Below are 17,773 nucleotides of genomic sequence, written 5' to 3'. Positions count from 1 at the left end.
ATTGTCCTTTATAATAAAAGCACTATTTTAAAAATCGGGTATCTGGAGTGAATGCACTAGCTACTGAACAAGATAAACATCTTGAAGGCCCATTAAGAAATATAGTTGGCCAAAGTCCTGCTATTAAGCGCATAAAGAATCTTATCCTCCAAGTAGCTGATACTGATTTAAATGTTGTTATATATGGAGAAAGCGGAGTCGGCAAGGAGGTGGTGGCAAGAACTTTATATGCCTGCTCTTATCGTTCCCGAGGACCTTTTGTTAAGGTTAATTGCGCTGCTATTCCCGAAGAACTTTTGGAAAGCGAGCTTTTCGGTTATGAAAAAGGGGCCTTTACCGGAGCAGAAAGGGCAAAGCCTGGTCGTTTTGAACAGGCAAATGGCGGGGTAATTTTTCTTGACGAAATTGGAGACATGCCTCTCTCCCTTCAATCAAAACTTCTTCAGGTCCTCCAGGACCAAGAGTTTTGCCGCTTGGGCGGTAAAAAAGACATAAAAGTTGATGTTTGGGTTATTACAGCTACTAACCATGATCTAGAAAAAGACGTAGAAAAAGGTTCTTTTAGGCAAGATCTTTACTATCGTTTAAGTGTCATAAAAATTTATATCCCTCCCCTTAGAGAAAGAAAAGAAGACATACCTTTACTATGTGACTATTTCGCTAATCTTTATGGCCGCAAATATAATGTCACAGATTTCAAAATTCCTTCTAGCTTACTAGAACTCTTTCTTAAATACAGCTGGCCAGGGAATGTCCGTGAGCTTGAAAACTACATCAAACGACTGGTGGTTTTAAGAGACTTTGAAGAAGTTGAAATAGAGATAAAGCGCTTTTTAAAAATTTTAGATCCAGAAGATATCTTGGAGACAGAAAATGAACAATTTGCCAAACGTATTGCTTTAGAGCTGGCTAAAGCAGAACAGGGAAAGATCTGCCTAAAAGATGTAAAAAAGCGAGTGCTGGCTCTGGTGGAAAAAAAGATAATTGATATGGTCCTCAGGCAAACCGATGGCAATAAAAAGCAGGCCGCAGCGCTTTTGGGGATCTCTTATAAGGCGCTTCTTTATAAACTTAGAGAATTCGAAGAGATGGGGTTATAAATATGGAGTTTCTGATAACCGGCGGGGCTGGGTTTATTGGTTCAAATATTGCCGAATATCTTTTGTGTGAAGGCTATAAAGTACGAGTGCTTGATAATTTTTCTAACGGTATTCCTAAAAATCTGGCTTTTGTGGAAGAGATCCCTGGGGCTAAAGCTCGTTTTACTCTTATAGAGGGAGATATTAGGGATTTTAAGCTTTGTGAAGAGGCCTGCAAGGGGGTTGATTACGTTTTTCATGAAGCGGCTTTAGGCTCAGTGCCGGCCTCGGTGGAGGACCCGGCTACTTATCAAGATGTAAATGCCACGGGTACACTTAATATTTTGCGTGCCGCTAGCAAAACCGGAGTAAAGAGGCTCGTATATGCGGGTTCTTCTTCAGCTTATGGAGATAGCGAAGAAGAAACGCCAGCGCCTAAACGGGAAGACATGCTTCCCAATCCCATGTCACCTTACGCGGTAACCAAACTTTCAGGAGAATATTTTTGTAAAATTTTTCCTGAACTTTATGGCCTTGAGACGGTAATTCTCAGATATTTTAATGTCTATGGCCCCAGGCAGGACCCAAAATCCCAGTATGCGGCGGTAATACCTAAATTTATCACCGCTTTACTTAAAGAAGAAACTCCTACAATTTTTGGTGATGGAGAACAAACCCGAGATTTTATTTTTGTTAAAGATGTTGTGCGGGCTAATCTTCTTGCCTGTAAAGCTGATAAGAAAGCTGTGGGAGAAGTCATAAATATAGCTTCAGGTAAAGCTATAAGTATTAACGAACTTTATCGAATTATTGCTGGAATTATAGATGTAGATATAAAACCCAATTATGCTCCATCACGAGCGGGAGACGTACGCCATTCACTGGCTGATATTTCCAAAGCCCGTCATTTGCTTAACCTGACGGATCTAACAGACCTTGAAGAAGGGCTTGGCAAAACTATTGCCTGGTATAAAAATTATGAGAAAGTAAAAGTATCTTAAAGCGAAGTAATCTCTTCCATATTTTTAGACCATTTCGTTTAGTTATAGCTAGCCTTAGTTTTCTGTTGTTTTAGCCAAATTCTTTTTAATAGATTCCTTTAATTCGGTAAGATCAAAAGATTTGACGATATAATCCTCTGAGGCCCAAGAACTCAAGTCTTGTTTGAATTCCGGATAAGCAGAACACAAAATAACTGGAAGACGAGGATGTTTTTCCTTAATGATGCGCAAAACTTCTAAGCCGTCCATGCCAGGCATATTTATGTCAAGAACCACCAGATCTGGATTTTCTTTATCTACCAGTTCAATGGCTTCAGGGCCATTTAAGGCAGAGATAACTTCATAGCCTTCTTCAGAGAGTTCCTCTCTATAAAGAAGGTGGATACTTTCTTCGTCGTCAACGATAAGTATTTTAGGTTTGTCTGCCATTATTGGCCTCCTTCAGAAAGTTTTATTTCACGTAAGAAATGGGCTGCGTCTTCAGGGCTCGTTGGCGTAATGTAAAAACCAGTGCCCCATTCAAAACCAGCTATTTGGGTGAGTTTGGGTAAGAGTTCAAAGTGCCAGTGGTAGTGTTCCAGATAAGGCTCGCGCAAGGGAGCGGTGTGAAGAACGAAATTGTAAGGACAACGAGGAATAGCAGTATCAAGCCGCTTTAAAACTTCAGAGAATATCTCAGCAAGCGCCCTTAATTGGCTTTCATCAATAGTACGGAAATCAGAATGATGTTTTTTAGGAATAATCCACATTTCAAAAGGTTGTCTGGGAGCAAAGGCACAAATAGCTACGAACTCGTGATTTTCGCAGACTACTCTTTTTCCGTCTCTGAGTTCCTGGTGTACGATGTCACAAAAGATACAACGCTCCTTATAATCGTAATACATTTTGGTGCCTCTAAGCTCTTGATTCATTCTGAGGGGAAGAACAGGTAAGGCGATAAGTTGTGAGTGAGCATGTTCAAGTGAGGCTCCAGCAGCCCGGCCATGGTTTTTAAATATGATAACGTAACGAAAACGTGGGTCTCTAGAGAGATCAACCATACGGTCTCGATAGGCCCAAAAGACTTGGACTAAGCGATCTATAGGCATGGTAGAAAGTGTTTCGTGGTGATTGGGAGTTTCTATGATGACCTCATGAGCCCCGATACCATTCATTTTATCATAGATTCCTTCACCTTCTTTCCAGAGTTCACCTTCAATGCGAAGTGCTGGAAATTTGTTAGGCACTACTCTTACCGTCCAGCCAGGGCTGTTAGGGGGTGCTTCTGGCGGGCGGCCATAGGCTAAAACTTCTGGAGGGGTAGAATATTCGTGGCCCGGGCAAAGGGGGCAAAAACCCCCTTTGGTTTTTTCTTCTGGAATAATAAAATCGTGGGGACGTTTGGCCCTTTCTTTAGCGATAATAACCCACCGGCCGACAACAGGGTCTTTTCTTAATTCAGGCATAAATGCCTCCTTAGCTTAGGCTAACCACATTTCTTGTTCAAAATTTTCGTCCGGAACAGTAAACAAAAGGTTCCCTGTTCTTGGAATTCTTTCACGAATTAAACTATTTTCTAAAAATTCCAAATGGAAATTTACTTTTTCTCCTACTACAAAACCGAGATTTTCAAAAGAGACTGCTAATTCTAATATTCGGTCTAAAGCGATTTCTCCAACATCTTTTCCGTAAAGACGAAATGGTCCTTTAACGAGAATAAGAGTTTTTGTTATGTCTTTAGCTTTGGGTTTAAACATAATTTGAGTTTTATGTTTAGAACCTGAAAAAGTAACTATAGTCTGCAAATCTTCAGGTAAATGATCAAATATTTTGTCTTTAAAATCAAGCCTTAAATAAAAATTAGTAAGATCAAAGCCAAAATATAGGGCAACAACAAGACTTTCACCAAGATACATAGCCTCTCCAGCGGTAGAAGGGAGAAAACGGCCGGCTCCAATCCATTCAAAAAAGAAGGTTTCCCGGCCATCAATCACTGGTTTTATAAAAGCTACAGGAATTTCTTCTGGTTCAATGGGTTTAGGTTTTCTTACTGGATAAAATAGATCAACAATAGGCTCCTTTCCTAATGCCTTAAATACTTCTTGTAAATGCCCCCTGAACAAACGGTCAAATTCGGCGTCAAAAAGGCTGGTAAAATGATCCCCATACCACCAGAACCAATCACTTCCTTCTGCAGCCATTATCGCCTGACGGGCTTTTTCAGGGACTTCTTTTAAGCTATTCAATACTCTTCTAGTACGGCCAAGAAGTTCCCAGGCCTGATTTTCTTCCTCGTGGCCTATCCAGATATCAAAGTTGGCGTTTATCCAGGAGCCAGTGTAAAGATTGGTTATCTCTTCTTGAGGAGGAAACTTATCAAGATACTCGCTTATGGTGACAGAGGCTATTTCCGGGTCGCTGGTTATTTTTTCAAAAAGAGCTGATAAAAAGCCTTCACCGCCATCGGCATAATATTCCCAGGGGTTTTCTCCATCTAAAATCAAGGTTAGCAGAGGATTTTCAAGTCCACTTTCTCTAGCCAGTCCTTTGGCAGTGTTAATAAGGTCTGAGACTGCGTCTTCAGGGGTAAGGGTGCGATAAACAAAGCCGATACGGTCTGATAGGCCGTGGTGGCGAAATACCATAGCTATTTGAGAGTTCTCATGGGTGGCTAAATAAGGTTTCATAAGAACTGCTGGGCCATGGCGCCAAAGGCTTTTGTATAATATTTCTTCGTCAGTAGCCATCCAGGAAAGGCCAGCTTGGGCCACTATAGGAATAAGTTCAGGGCAAACAGAGCCTTCTGATGGCCACAGTCCTTTTGGTTTTTTGTCAAATAGTTCCTGGTGGTATTCCAAAGCTTTTTCAACTTGAAAAGCGGCATCATCTGGATAGTTAAAGCGGGGAGGTAAGGGAGCGTGGGGAAGATTCCGTCTGGCCATATCGGAGTCGATAAGAAGAGGAAGAATAGGGTGAAAAAAAGGAGAGGTAGATATTTCTATCTGGCCTTTCTCCTGTAGTTCTTTATAAAGAGGTATTATTTTTTTTATAACTTCGATGTGAAGATCAAGGAGCAAATTTTTTTCTTCTTCGGTAAAAAGCCTTTCTTTGGCTAAAAGTTCCTTAATCAAAGGTTCACTTCGGTGTCCAAAGCCAATCCAGGTGAGATTAAACCATACCTGAAGATCAAGAAAATCCTGGTTCGAAAATTCATCAAGGGCCCTTTCTATATCTTGAGGCCGATCTCCACCGCGTAAAGCCAGGAGTTCATGATAGCGAGGGAAAGGATAAATATGTGTTTCCCAATGACAGCTAAAAAAGTATTTCAAAAGAAAGGCTTTTTCTTCAGGTGATAATTCGCTCGCGGGTTTACGAGAGAGTTCGAGAAAAATATCAGTTTTTCCTTCTTCATAATGGCGTAATTGAAGAAGTAAGCTTGGTACCAAATTAAAATTGTTTTTGACTTGAGGGTATTTAGCAAGCAAGTAGGGTAGGTCAAAATAGGCTTTTACAGCATGTAGCCTTACCCAGGGAAGAGCAAGCGAGCCCTTCTCCCAGTCAAGATAGAAGGGCTGATGCATGTGCCATAAAAAGGCTATATAAAGCATCAATCACCGCGCAGCTTTTCAAGTCTTTCTTGTTCTCTTTTACAATGAATGCATAAAGAGGCTTCAGGACGGGCTTTTAGCCTTTTTTCATCAATGTCTTCACCACATGCCTCACAGATACCATAAGTTCCCTCTTCGATTCGTTTTAAGGCTTTATCTATCTTTTTTATCAGTTTGCGTTCTCTATCTCGTATTCTTAGTTCAAATCCTTTGTCACTTTCAAAAGTGGCCTGGTCTGTAGGGTCAGGAAGCCTTTCGGGGTTTTCTACCAGTTCGCCAACGGTCTTAAGGGCTTCTCTAATAAGTCTTTCCCGTTTTTCCAGGAGTAACTTCCGAAAATATTCAAGTTTTTCAGGATCCATAAATCCTCCTCTTATTCCAGTATTAAAGTGCCGCTTTTACCCCCGGTTTTTTTGACTAGCCGGATATCCGTAATGCGCATGCCTTTATCTATGCCTTTACACATGTCATATATGGTAAGAGCAGCTACACTTACGGCGGTTAGGGCTTCCATCTCAACACCTGTTTGGGCTACAGTTTTGGCGCGAGCCTCTATAGAGAGACTCTTATCTTCTGGGGAAAGAGAAAAGTCAACTTCGACTTTGGTTAGCGGTAAAGGGTGGCAAAGGGGGATAAGGTCTGCTGTTTTTTTAGCGGCAAGAATACCTGCAATCCTGGCGGTGGCAAAGAGATCTCCCTTAGGGATGTTTTTATCAACTACTGCTTGAAAGACTTTTTCTCCAAGGACTATTTTCCCTCTAGCTACAGCTTCTCGGGCAGTAGGTACCTTTTGAGAAACATCTACCATCTGGGCCTGTCCATCTTCTGTTAAATGGGTAAATTTGCTCATTTTTTAACTGCTTTCCAGAGTCTCTTAAAAATATTTCCTCGTTTTTCTTTTTCAATTTCTTGAAATTCTTTAAGAAGCTCAATCTGTCTGGGAGTAAGGTCTTTAGGTATTTCTACTTTGAAGTTTAAAATAAGATTTCCTCTTTTTTTAGTGCGCCAGTCAAGAAGCCCTTTATCTTCTATGGCCAGGCTTTCATTAGGCTGGATACCAGGAGGAACTTTTACCTTGACCTCTTCTTCCATGGTAGGGACTTCGATTTCAGTTCCAAGGATAGCGTCTATTACCGATATAGGCACTTCCAGATAAAGGTCTTTTCCTTTTCTTTCAAATATTTCGTGTGGAAGGATGCGAACTTTTAAATAGAGGTCACCAGGGGGGCCGCCCATAAGGCCAGCTTCCCCTTCTCCTGTTACCTTTATAATAGACCCGTCTTCTATCCCAGGAGGAATTTTTACCGAAAGCTTTTTCTTTTTACGCATCCGCCCTTTGCCTTTACAGGCTGGGCAAGGATCAGTAATTAAAGTGCCTGCTCCGTGACACGTAGGGCAGGTGGTAGAGAGCCTAAAGAAACCTTCAGAGTGAACAACATAGCCTTTCCCTTTACAGGTGGGACAATATTGGGGAGTAGCGCCAGGTGCAAGGCCTGTGCCCTGACAGGCGCTACAATTTTCATAGCGTTCAATTTCTATAGGGATTTCTCGACCAAAATAGACATCTTCAAGGGTAACCGTAACTTCATAAGAGAGATCAGCCCCTCTTCTTGGACGGCGTTCTCTGCTTGGGCCTCCGCCAAACCTTATGCCGAAAAATTCTTCAAAGAGGTCAGAAAAAGTGCTAAAAATGTCGTCAACATCAGTGAAGCCTTCATAGCCCCTTTCATGAAGACCACGCCAGCCCCGTGCGTCGTATATAGCCCGTTTTTCCGGGTCAGAAAGAACTTCGTAAGCTTCGGAGATTTCTTTAAAACGTTCCTCTGCTTCTTTGTCTCCAGGGTGAAGGTCAGGATGATACTGGCGTGCAAGACGACGATACGCCTTCTTTATCTCTTCTTGCGAGGCGTTACGCGATACACCTAAAATTTGGTAATAGTCTTTTTCTCTCACGACTTGGCTTTTTCTTCAGCTAATTTTGCAAGGTCTAGGAATTCTCCTAGTGAGAGTTCTTCCGTTTCTTTTTCTAATTGATCGATGTTTTCCCAGTTTACTTTACCAGCAGCTATTTCCCTAAGAGCACAAACAATTTCCTTATTGTTGCACTCTATTAAAGGCTTAGCTCCCTTACGAAGCTGTTTTACCCTTCTGATAGTCAGGTGTATTAAGCGAAAACGTCTGGGTTCCTGGCGTAAGCAATCTTCTACTGTGACTCTGGCCATATAAATAATCCTCCTAAGAAACTTCTTCTACGGCTTTAACTTCAGGGACTTCTTTTTTAAGAAAGCGTTCGATTCCCATTTTTAAAGTGTAAGTAGACATAGGGCAGCCTTTACAGGCACCTTGAAGACGCAACTTTACAATGCCATCTTCAGTTACTTCTACTAGCTCAACATCTCCGCCGTCTGCCTGAAGCATAGGACGCACTTTCTGAAGGGCTTTTTCTACTTCTTCCCTCATAGAGAAACCTCCTTTGAGTTTGAAGGCATTTTAATTTCAAAAGTAACTCATGCCAAGAGGCGAATATTTATCAATATTATCGAGAGTTTTGCTCAAAGTATTAGGTTTTTTCGTAAACCAATAATCTTATTTTTGAGACCTTTGCAAAATTCAAAAAATATAGATTAATCGCCACAACGACTACGTCGCCTCGCGAGAGCGTTGCTTCGGCTGCTGGCGCCTGGTGACAGAGATCCCTTCGCTAGCGCTCGGGACAGGTGAAGCAGTCTCTTAGATTACTTCGTCGGTCCTTTGGGCCTCCTCGTAATGACCCGGTTGGGCCACTTCGTCGGCAATACGGGCCTTCTCATAAATAGAAGTGAGAGTTATTTACCACCAGCCATCTACCATCAGCCCTTAGCCATTTAGTTACTGCGAGCCCCTAAGGGCTAAACAGTCTCTTAAATAAGATGTTTTGCAAAGGTCTCTTTTGCAAAAGTTTGTTTTTGTAGTAAACAAAAAAATAATTCCCAAAGAGGAGGGCACTATGCGGAGTGATGCCATAAAGAAGGGTTTGGAAAGAGCACCTCACCGTTCTCTTTTAAAAGCTTCTGGTTACACTGATGATGAACTTGCTCGTCCTATAGTCGGTATAGTGAATTCTTTTAATGAAATAGTCCCTGGGCATGTCCATTTGCGTCCGATTGTAGAGGCTATTAAGGCCGGAGTTCGTATGGCGGGAGGAACCCCTATGGAATTTGGGGTGATAGCTGTCTGTGACGGTATCGCCATGAATCATGAAGGTATGAAATATTCCCTTGTTTCCCGTGATAATATAGCTGATTCTGTAGAAATAATGGCTAAAGCCCATGCCTGTGATGCTTTAGTTTTCGTCCCTAATTGCGACAAAATAGTTCCCGGCATGTTAATGGCTGCTATGCGTTTGGACCTCCCTGCTATTTTTGTCTCTGGTGGGCCTATGCTTACAGGGAGACATAGAGGAAAAGAGATAAACTTAGTTACGGTTTTTGAAGCTATTGGTCGCTATAAAAAAGGAGAAATAACTAGTGACGAATTACGAGAAATAGAAGATGAAGCCTGTCCTACGTGTGGTTCTTGCGCGGGTATGTTTACCGCCAATTCAATGAATTGTTTGACAGAAGCTTTGGGTTTGGCTTTGCCTGGTAATGGTACCATACCTGCTGTTAGTTCAGCCCGGATAAGATTGGCCAAGCAGTCAGGAATGCAGGTTATGAATCTATTGAAGAAAAAACTAACTCCCCGAAAAATAGCCACGTTAGATGCCTTTAAAAATGCCATTGCTCTTATTATGGCTATGGGATGTTCTACCAATACCGTGTTACATTTGCCTGCTATTGCCCACGAAGGCGGGATTGATCTTTCCCTTAAAATCTTTGATAAGATTTCACGTCAAGTACCTTGTTTGTGTTCTCTTATTCCTAGTGGTCCCCACAGCGTTACGGACCTTCATGAAGCCGGAGGAGTTCTTGGAGTAATGCTGGAGCTAAGTAAGGCCAATCTTATAAAGAAAAAACCAAAAACCGTTACCGGTAAAAGTGTAGGCGAGAATTTAAAAACAGCTAAGGTCTTGGATCAGGAGGTAATAAGGCCGATTGATAGCCCTTATCGTCCAGAGGGAGCTATCGCTATACTTTGGGGTAACCTTGCTCCTGAAGGCTCTGTGGTTAAAACAAGCGCAGTGGTCCCGGAGATGCTTCACCACGAAGGTCCTGCTCGAGTATTTGAATCTGAAGAGGAGGCCTATGAAGCCATTTTAGCCGGCAAAATAAAAGAAGGCGATGTTGTGGTTATCCGATATGAAGGCCCTAAAGGTGGACCTGGAATGAGAGAAATGCTTTCTCCCACCTCTGCTATTATGGGAATGGGATTAGGGCGTTCGGTAGCCCTTTTAACTGATGGCCGCTTTAGTGGAGGAACACGAGGTGCTTGTGTGGGGCATATTTCTCCTGAGGCAGCTGAAGGTGGGCCTATTGCCCTAGTCGAAGAAGGGGATATTATCGAGATAGATATTCCCAATCGCCGTTTAGTTCTAAAGGTAAGCGAAGGAGAACTAGAAAAACGAAGAAAAAATCTAAAAATAAAACAGAAGAAGGTAAAAGGAGTTTTGGGCAAGTATGCCAAATTAGTAACATCCGCAGCTAAAGGTGCTATTTTATTAGACGATTAGAGACCTTTGCTAAAGTTTTTAAAAGATATTGCTTCGCTACATGCGTAGGAACTACGTTTGCTACCTTCTTACACTGTCATTGCGAGCAAAGCGAAGCAATCTCGGTCGCGAGTCACTATAGCCGAAGCGATCTCAACCTATATTTCTGAGCCTTTGCAAAGAACTTAATTAAACGGTCTTTAATATAATTTCAAAAGTAGCTCCGGGGTCATTATCTAGGACTCGAATAAAGCCTTTATGCTTCATTATAATTCGGTAAACAATGTTAAGGCCAAGCCCTGTTCCTTCCCCGGGGCTTTTAGTGGTAAAAAACGGATCAAAAATATATTTGCGATGTTCGGAAGGTATTCCTGGACCAGTATCTTTAACGTAAATATATACAAGCTTTTCTTTTTTACTGTTCTTAGCTTCTACACAAATTTTTCCTTCGCCTTCCATAGCCTGAACCGAGTTTAAAAATAAGTTGATAAAGACCTGTTGTAGTTCTGTTGGTTTGCCAATAATCTTGATGTTTGGGTCAACGTTTATATCAAAAGCTATATTCTTTATCTTTTCAGAGAATTTTACTGTTTCTATAGCTTTGTCGACAACTTCTCGCAGGTTGACTTTTTTGAAGTTATTTTCTTTTCTGGTATATTCTCCTAATGATTCAGTAATTTTCTTTATTCTATTAACGCTTTCTTGAATTCTTTTGAGATTTTTTATTTTATTTTGATCAGTTTCTTTCGCTAAAATAATTTCACAATATCCATTTATAACTTGTAATGGATTGTTAATTTCGTGAGCAATACCAGCAGATATGAAGCCAAGTCCTGCCAATTTTTCTGTTTGTATTAATTGTTCTTGGCTTTCTTTTAAAGATTTGAGGGCTTTTTTAAGTTCATTATTTTTCTTTTCTAGTTCATTTATGTAACCTTCTATTTCCTTTCTTACTTCTATTTCTTTGTTTTTTAGCGCTTCTACCATTTTATTGAAAGCGTTTGCTAACTCTTTGATTTCTTCTATTTCGCTTTCAAGGAGTTCTGGTTCTATTTCTTCAATATTTCCTCTAGATATGGCATTTATCTGTTCTGTTACCTTTTTTAGTGGGGCACTGATTTTGTTAACAGTAAAAATAGAAATTATTGTCAATATGCATGTTATAATAATAGCGATGATTATTGAGGTAATTATGGGTTTCCATAGCTGTGAGAATATTTTTTGGCTAGAAAGAATAAAGCAAAGACAATATTTTTCTTCTTTTATATTGTTACTACTTCTTTTGAATATTATGTCTTCTAAATAGTTTTTTTGGGGAATTTTGATTTTGAAGCTAATTTTATAATGGAAATGATCTTCGTGTTTAATAATTTTATTTTTTTTACAAAATAAAATATCTTCTGGATTATTTATTTTTTTGGCAGATATTAGTATTTTTTTGTTGTTGCATTTTATTAGAACAATGTTTTCAATATTAGCAATATCGATATAACTTTTAAATAAATTTTTTATTTCATTTTTTCTATCTAGAGGTAAATAATATTTTATACTTTCTTTTAAGGAGTTAGCAATTTCTTGTAATATAGATGTTTGATTTTCCCAGAAATTTCTCTTGTTTATATATATGTAACTAAAAATTATTAAGATAGCTGTAAAAAAAATGGCTAGGAAAGTAAGTCCTGTAAATCTAAAATATAAACTATTAGTTTTAACCATTATTTTAAGATAAAGAAGTTGGATTTTAGTTTTATTTTAATATTCCAAAATTTTGCTAAGTTTTTATTGATTATTATTTTAAAGTTTTTAGTAAATTTTATTTCACAAATATCTTTTTGGTAACATTTTAGAAATGTTTCTGCAGCTTCTTTTATATAATCATTTATGTCTATTTGATAGCTCATAAATGCACCAATATCTATAAAAACAGGAGAAAAGCTTATAACAGGGATACCTTTTTTAACAGCTGATATCAGTATTAACTTTATAGTAGTTTGATTATAAATAGACTCATCAGGAATCATCCAGAATATATTACCTTTACTAAAAGCTTCTTCTATTTTAGTTGTAAAATTTTCTTTGTTTGCTTCAATTAATATTACTTTAATTCCTAATTTGTCTGCTTCACTTTTTATCTTTTTGGCATAAAATAAAGATGATTTGCTATGAAGGATAGAAATAATGATATTGCTGTTGAAAATTTCTTTTAAAACTTCTAGTCTTTTTTTTATCTCTGGTAAATAAAAAATTCCAGAAATTTTTTTATCAGATTTGCTGTTATTAATCTTTAAACTTAAATCATATAAATCTGCATCAGCAGTCATAAAAAAGAATATTTTTTTATAGTTTTTTCTCAATATTTTTTTGGTAAGATCGCCACCCAAGGAGATTATAAAGCTATCATCTTTAATATAAAAGTTTTTAAAATTATCGTATACTATCTCTACTTTAGAGGTTTCTATTTTTTTTGCCTCTAATTCTTTTAAAAAGAGTTCGATTGCCTGTTTATAGTATATTTTAGATGATGAAATAATTATTATATCAGCGTGAGTATTTTTTGATAGAAAAATTATTATTGCTATAATTGTTATGATTAATTGTCTTTTTTTTACCATTGATATTTTAGGTTTAAAAATAGACGTCTTTCTAATTCTTTACCAAAGATGTCGTTTTTTTCTTGACAATTTAAAATATTAAGGCCCTGTATACTTACTGAAAATTTTTTACTTAATTTAAAATTTATTCCTGTATCTAAATAAAAAATATCTCCTATTTTTACGTTTGAGTCTTCTCTTTTGCTAATATAATTTACTCCAATAAAACCGCTAAATTTTTTTCTTTTATAGAGAATTAAGCCTGAGATTAAATGTCTTGGAAATATTTTTTCTTTTCTATTAGTAGTCAAATTTTTCACATCAGTATATTCGTAGTTTGTTCTAAGGCTAAAATTGTTAAATATATGATATTGGTATTCGATGCTAAAACCTTTTATTTTTCTTTTGAGGTATCCTGAACTAACATTGATTGTTCCAGTTATCTGATTAATTTGTTCAATTTTTTGATATGGGTAGTCTTTTATATAATAGTTAAACATAGAAAGCAATAAGCTATGCTTTTTCTTTTTGATTAATAGGCTTACCTCATGGGCATCTTGTTTAATATATTCTGGTTTTTTAGTAGGCTCAATAGTAAGTTTGAAGTCTATTGGATAATTAGGAATTTTTATGGGATAGTTTTTAAGGTTTATACTTGTATAGTATAGAATTGGATTTCCGAAGCTTCTGGTATAGGTATAACGTAATTTTATATTTGGTCTAAGACTAAAAACAAAGGATGCTCTAGGTGAAAAATAAAAATTTGTTAAAGGATGATAATTAATTCTAGCTCCTAAATTTAAATCTATCTTTTTATTTAGTTTTATTAAATCTTCGGCAAAAAGGGCAAACCTTGTTTCATCACTATCTTTTATAAAATCAGTGTCTGTATTTACCTGCTGAAGGTTAAAGCCTATTGTTAAGCGTTGTTTGTAAAAGTATAAATATTTCTCAGCTTCTAATAAATAGTCTTTCTGTTTATATTTTATGGGTTGATTCAAAGTATTTGTTATTACCAATTCCCCATCGGCCTGATAATTTGAAAATCTTATAAAGTAAGTTGGGCCTTCTAAAGCAAGGCGCGCTCCCCAATGATGAACATCATCAGTATCTATACCAAAATCAAAAAGACCAAAACTTTCTGAAAGATTTCTCAATATATAAAGATTTTTTAATTCACCGCTATAAAAACCAATGTCAAATCTAAGCGTTCCCAATCTTGTGATTCGAGAAAGAGAAGTTCTTGCCATACATCTTCTCATAGAAAGATTTGAGGAATGAAAGTCATCTACTTTTTCTTGGCCAACAAAAGCATATACATGCCAGGGCTTTATATATTTCTTAAATATTCCTGCGGTTTTAAAGTAAGATTGGGTTCCTAAAGAGGTCTGTATGGAATTTTTATGTATATCTTCAGGGGGTTTAGTTACAATATTTATGGCCCCAGTGAGGGCGTTTGAGCCAAAATAGACTGAAGCTGGTGTGCTGATAAGCTCTATGCGTTCTATTTCTGAGGGATCGATCAGTAAAAAAGGCCAGACCGTTATGCCTATGGCTTCAATGGTGTAAGGCCTTCCATCAAGCAATACCTGAATGGGAGGGAAAACACCAGTAGCCCCCCTAAACATTATATTGGCGTAACTAGGAGAAGTATAATTTAGCAGTACTCCTGGGAGATAACGTAATACCCAGGTGAGATCCTGTGGATTTAGTATTTCAAGGTCCTGAGCAGTTAAGGTAGATAAAGTGCCTGGCTCTTTAGAGAATATAGTTTCGTGTCTAATTACAGAAGCTATTTTTTTAAAAGTTTCTTCATCAAAGACTAGTTCTTGAGCGAAAACCTTCCCTGAGGCCAATAAAAATAAAAATATTAATATCAGCGTTCTCAATATCGGCACGGCTAAGTTTCCCTCAACAGTTTCTGGTTTTTATATAGTATTTTCCCTCGGCTGTAAAACTAAAAAATCTTCTCTGGATTCAAAATATTATGCGGATCAAAAACCTGCTTGATTCCCTTCATTAGAGAAAGCACCTCCGGTGAAAGTTCTTTGGGTAAAAAACCTTTTTTGGTAAGGCCTATTCCGTGTTCACCGGAGATGGTCCCACAAAGATCAAGTACTTTATTTAATATTTCCACACGTACTTTTTGGGCTTTAATTTCGTCATTTTTTTCAAAAAGTATGTTTACATGGATATTGCCGTCACCTAGATGGCCAAAACAAGCTACTGTAAGACCATATTTTTCCCCTGTATTTTTAGCAAAACTTAAAAATTCAGGTACTTTACTCCTGGGAAGGACTACATCGTCAGCCAGTTTACCTGGCGCTATTTTTTTTAGGGCAGGGGAGATTAAACGGCGCGCTCGCCAGAGTTTTTCTCTTTCTTGCTTAGATGTGGCCACTTCAAGTTTTAGTCCAAAGTTTTTTAAAATTTTTTGCGCTTGTAGTAGATCTTCTTCTACTTGTTTTTTAGCCCCGTCAAACTCTAGCAAAAGAAGGGCTTGCGCCCGGAGAATTTCTTTTTCAAGAAATCTTTTCACGGCCAATAAGGTAGTATCATCTAAAAGTTCAGCGGTAGCGGGAAAAAGTTTCGCCTTTAATATTTCCAGAAAGGCCTTAGCTGCTTTTTCAGTGTCTTCCAGCCACAGGGCCAAAGTAGCTTGGCAGGGAGGTTTAGGGATTAATTTGAGTATAAGCTTGGTTATAACTCCGAGGGTTCCCTCAGAGCCGGTAAAAAGGTGTACCAGGTCATATCCAACCACACCCTTCATAGTCCGTCGGCCACAAAAGATTATTTCTCCTCTAGCGGTTACCACCTCAAGGCCTAACACATAGTCTTTAGTGGTACCGTATTTAAGGCCTTTGGGGCCTCCTGCACCGCAAGCTACGTTTCCACCAATAGTTGAAAACTCATAACTGGCCGGGTCTGGCGGGTAAAAGAGCCCTACCTCTTCTACTGCTCGTTTAAAGTCTCCGGTAAAAACACCTGGCTCTACTACGGCGACCAGGTCTTCTCGATTAATTTCGAGAATGCGGTTAAGGCGCAAAAGTGAAATGACTAGCCCCCCTTTTACCGCGAGAGTGGCTCCAGTAGTGGAAGTGCCTGCTCCCCTAGGTATAACAGGAAATTTTTCTTTCTGGGCCAGGCGTAGAATTTGGGCTATTTCTTCGGCACTCTCGGGCAAGGCTACGGCTTCTGGAAGAAAGCTATGAGGAGAAGCATCAACACTATAGGCTCTTAAGTCTTCTTGGGTTTCCAGAAACCGCTTGCCCAGTATCTGCCGTAATTTCTTCCTTATTGATGAGCTTAGTGGGTTGTAAGTATTCTTCAATTTCACGGCAAAGGTACTCAATTTGATATTTAGTTGGGCCAGGGAGGCTCAATTTTTTGTTTATGTTTTTGATGGCGTAAACCACTGTGGCGTGGTCTTTATTAAATAACTTCCCTATGGATTGCAGACTTTCATCGGTAAAACGACGACACAGATACATGGCTACCTGGCGCGAAAACGTGATCTTGCGCTGTCTTTTTTTGGAAGTCAGGTCTTCTTTGCTTACTTTGAAATAACGGCATACAAGGTCAATTATAAAGTCCTTAGTGAGGGAAGGGATCTGAGGAGTTATTTCTTGGACCAGTTCTTGAGCCAGAGAAAGGGTTATGGGTTCCTGAAGGAGACTTGAACGGGCTACCAGCCCTACGATAGCACTTTCTATCTGGCGAATATCGCCTCGTAAATTTTGGGCAAGATAGTCTATAACTTCTTCATTGAGTTTGATACCTTGTTTTTCGGCTTTGCGTCTGATGATATTTATCCTTGTCTGATAATCAGGAGGATTTATGCGGACAATAGCCCCTGCTTGAAAACGGCTGCGCAAGCTGTCATCGATGCGTTCTATTTCTTGAGGTGGACGATTGGCCGTAAAAACCACTATTTTCCCAGCATCATAAAGATAGTCTAAAGTTAAGGCTAGTTCTTGTTGGGTAAAATCTTTCCCAGCAAAATGGTGTACTTCTTCCAGCATGAGAATCTCTAGGCCTTTGCGGAGCTTTTCTTTAAACTCGTCTAAACGGTCCTGTCGTAAAGCTCTAACTAGATGAGCAGTAAAATCTTGGGCGGTAAGGTAGCAAATCTTACCACCCTTTCCAGGATTTTTTAGAAGATAATTTCCAATTGCCTGGCTTAAATGACTTTTGCCAAGACCTGTTCCAGCGCAAAGATAAATAATAGAACTTTTAGGATTTTTATTAGCAAGAGCCCAGCAAGTAGCATAGGCCAGACGGTTGCATTCTCCCACTACAAATTCTTCGAAAGTAAAACGCCCTGATAACTTTCTTCCTAAAAGACGGGTAGGGTCGTAGGGTAACTCTCCTTGGATTACCGAGTTATTAGAATTTTCTTCTACTACTTTGAATTCAAATTCAAGAGAAAGCCTTTGTTTTTTAAGGGCTTCTTCGAAAAGGGGCAAATAATTTTCTTTAATCCATTCTAAACTGAATTGATTGGGACAGGCAATTAAGATCTTGTTTCCTTTTAACCCCAAATATTTAAGGGGCTTGATCCATACCTTAAAACTGGCTTCAGGAAGCAGTTCACGTAAAATTTCCAGTATGCTTCCCCATAATTTTTCCATGAACAACCCCCCTTGAAGAATGCCACAAAACTTAACCAGACATCTCCAAGAGGTCAAAATCCATTTAGGCAAAATAAAGTCAAATATCAAATATAAAAAATCGTTATAAAATTTTGCGCTAAAAAAAAGAGTTAGGTTTTATGGATAATGAAAGATAAACTATCATTATTTTTGAGAAGTTTTTTAAAAATTTCGGTTTTAGTGTAGTTTGTTTGCAACTAAATAGCTTTTGAACAAAATACTTATCTCGAGAAATT

General features: G+C 38.5%; 16 protein-coding genes. 3 read left to right on the top strand and 13 right to left on the bottom strand.

The features are described 5' to 3' along the window. Positions 1-47 precede the first annotated feature (47 nt). Both THEIN_RS00080 and THEIN_RS00075 read left to right on the top strand, forming a co-directional pair. Positions 48-1,100, top strand: a complete 1,053-nt coding sequence (locus tag THEIN_RS00080) for a sigma-54 interaction domain-containing protein (RefSeq protein ID WP_013906649.1) — start codon at positions 48-50, stop codon at positions 1,098-1,100. 2 nt (positions 1,101-1,102) lie between these two features. Next, positions 1,103-2,080: an SDR family oxidoreductase gene (locus THEIN_RS00075; protein WP_013906648.1), complete on the top strand. Its 978-nt coding sequence runs from the start codon at positions 1,103-1,105 to the stop codon at positions 2,078-2,080. Positions 2,081-2,134: 54 nt separating this feature from the next. On the opposite strand, the gene THEIN_RS00070 is transcribed toward THEIN_RS00075, so the two are convergent. From THEIN_RS00070 to THEIN_RS00035, 8 genes are read right to left on the bottom strand one after another with little or no spacing between them, the layout of a single operon-like run. Further along, positions 2,135-2,509 carry a response regulator gene (locus tag THEIN_RS00070; protein WP_013906647.1) on the bottom strand — a complete coding sequence of 125 codons (375 nt, stop codon included), beginning with the start codon at positions 2,507-2,509 and terminating at the stop codon, positions 2,135-2,137. Further along, positions 2,509-3,525, bottom strand: coding sequence for a galactose-1-phosphate uridylyltransferase (galT, locus tag THEIN_RS00065; RefSeq protein ID WP_013906646.1), 1,017 nt, complete (start codon positions 3,523-3,525; stop codon positions 2,509-2,511). Before galT ends, THEIN_RS00070 begins: the two co-directional genes overlap by 1 nt. 15 nt (positions 3,526-3,540) lie before the next feature. Next, the gene (locus THEIN_RS00060; RefSeq protein ID WP_013906645.1) at positions 3,541-5,667 is read right to left on the bottom strand and encodes a glycoside hydrolase family 57 protein; all 2,127 of its coding nucleotides are present in this window, start codon (positions 5,665-5,667) and stop codon (positions 3,541-3,543) included. Then, positions 5,667-6,029: an RNA polymerase-binding protein DksA gene (dksA, locus tag THEIN_RS00055; protein WP_013906644.1), complete on the bottom strand. Its 363-nt coding sequence runs from the start codon at positions 6,027-6,029 to the stop codon at positions 5,667-5,669. Before dksA ends, THEIN_RS00060 begins: the two co-directional genes overlap by 1 nt. Positions 6,030-6,040: 11 nt before the next feature. Beyond that, a complete protein-coding gene (moaC, locus tag THEIN_RS00050; RefSeq protein ID WP_013906643.1) occupies positions 6,041-6,517 on the bottom strand; it encodes a cyclic pyranopterin monophosphate synthase MoaC in 477 nt (158 codons plus the stop codon). After that, positions 6,514-7,620 carry a molecular chaperone DnaJ gene (gene dnaJ, locus THEIN_RS00045; RefSeq protein ID WP_013906642.1) on the bottom strand — a complete coding sequence of 369 codons (1,107 nt, stop codon included), beginning with the start codon at positions 7,618-7,620 and terminating at the stop codon, positions 6,514-6,516. The genes moaC and dnaJ overlap by 4 nt, the downstream gene beginning before the upstream one ends. Next, on the bottom strand, positions 7,617-7,889 hold the full coding sequence (gene rpoZ, locus THEIN_RS11415; RefSeq protein WP_013906641.1) for a DNA-directed RNA polymerase subunit omega: 273 nt from the start codon (positions 7,887-7,889) through the stop codon (positions 7,617-7,619). Before rpoZ ends, dnaJ begins: the two co-directional genes overlap by 4 nt. A gap of 13 nt (positions 7,890-7,902) precedes the next feature. Further along, complete coding sequence (locus THEIN_RS00035) at positions 7,903-8,127, bottom strand: NifU family protein (protein ID WP_013906640.1); 225 nt, start codon at positions 8,125-8,127, stop codon at positions 7,903-7,905. Positions 8,128-8,653: 526 nt separating this feature from the next. On the opposite strand from THEIN_RS00035, the gene ilvD reads away from it, so the two are divergent. Next, complete coding sequence (ilvD, locus tag THEIN_RS00030; RefSeq protein WP_013906639.1) at positions 8,654-10,315, top strand: dihydroxy-acid dehydratase; 1,662 nt, start codon at positions 8,654-8,656, stop codon at positions 10,313-10,315. 168 nt (positions 10,316-10,483) lie between these two features. Here the strand turns inward: ilvD and THEIN_RS00025 are convergent, their stop codons facing one another. From THEIN_RS00025 to dnaA, 5 genes are all read right to left on the bottom strand, one after another. Then, the gene (locus THEIN_RS00025; RefSeq protein WP_013906638.1) at positions 10,484-12,010 is read right to left on the bottom strand and encodes a sensor histidine kinase; all 1,527 of its coding nucleotides are present in this window, start codon (positions 12,008-12,010) and stop codon (positions 10,484-10,486) included. Continuing rightward, positions 12,010-12,906: an ABC transporter substrate binding protein gene (locus tag THEIN_RS00020; protein ID WP_013906637.1), complete on the bottom strand. Its 897-nt coding sequence runs from the start codon at positions 12,904-12,906 to the stop codon at positions 12,010-12,012. The genes THEIN_RS00025 and THEIN_RS00020 overlap by 1 nt, the downstream gene beginning before the upstream one ends. Continuing rightward, the gene (locus THEIN_RS00015) at positions 12,900-14,741 is read right to left on the bottom strand and encodes a TonB-dependent receptor plug domain-containing protein (protein WP_169311133.1); all 1,842 of its coding nucleotides are present in this window, start codon (positions 14,739-14,741) and stop codon (positions 12,900-12,902) included. Before THEIN_RS00015 ends, THEIN_RS00020 begins: the two co-directional genes overlap by 7 nt. A gap of 101 nt (positions 14,742-14,842) precedes the next feature. Beyond that, on the bottom strand, positions 14,843-16,222 hold the full coding sequence (locus tag THEIN_RS00010) for an FAD-binding oxidoreductase (RefSeq protein WP_281054739.1): 1,380 nt from the start codon (positions 16,220-16,222) through the stop codon (positions 14,843-14,845). Then, on the bottom strand, positions 16,113-17,516 hold the full coding sequence (gene dnaA / locus THEIN_RS00005) for a chromosomal replication initiator protein DnaA (RefSeq protein WP_013906634.1): 1,404 nt from the start codon (positions 17,514-17,516) through the stop codon (positions 16,113-16,115). The genes THEIN_RS00010 and dnaA overlap by 110 nt, the downstream gene beginning before the upstream one ends. Positions 17,517-17,773: the final 257 nt, after the last annotated feature.

Source organism: Thermodesulfatator indicus DSM 15286 (assembly GCF_000217795.1).
In the GTDB taxonomy this organism is placed as follows: domain Bacteria; phylum Desulfobacterota; class Thermodesulfobacteria; order Thermodesulfobacteriales; family Thermodesulfatatoraceae; genus Thermodesulfatator; species Thermodesulfatator indicus.
Note: the sequence above shows the minus strand (reverse complement) of the source record. Positions and strands in the feature narration are given on the sequence as shown.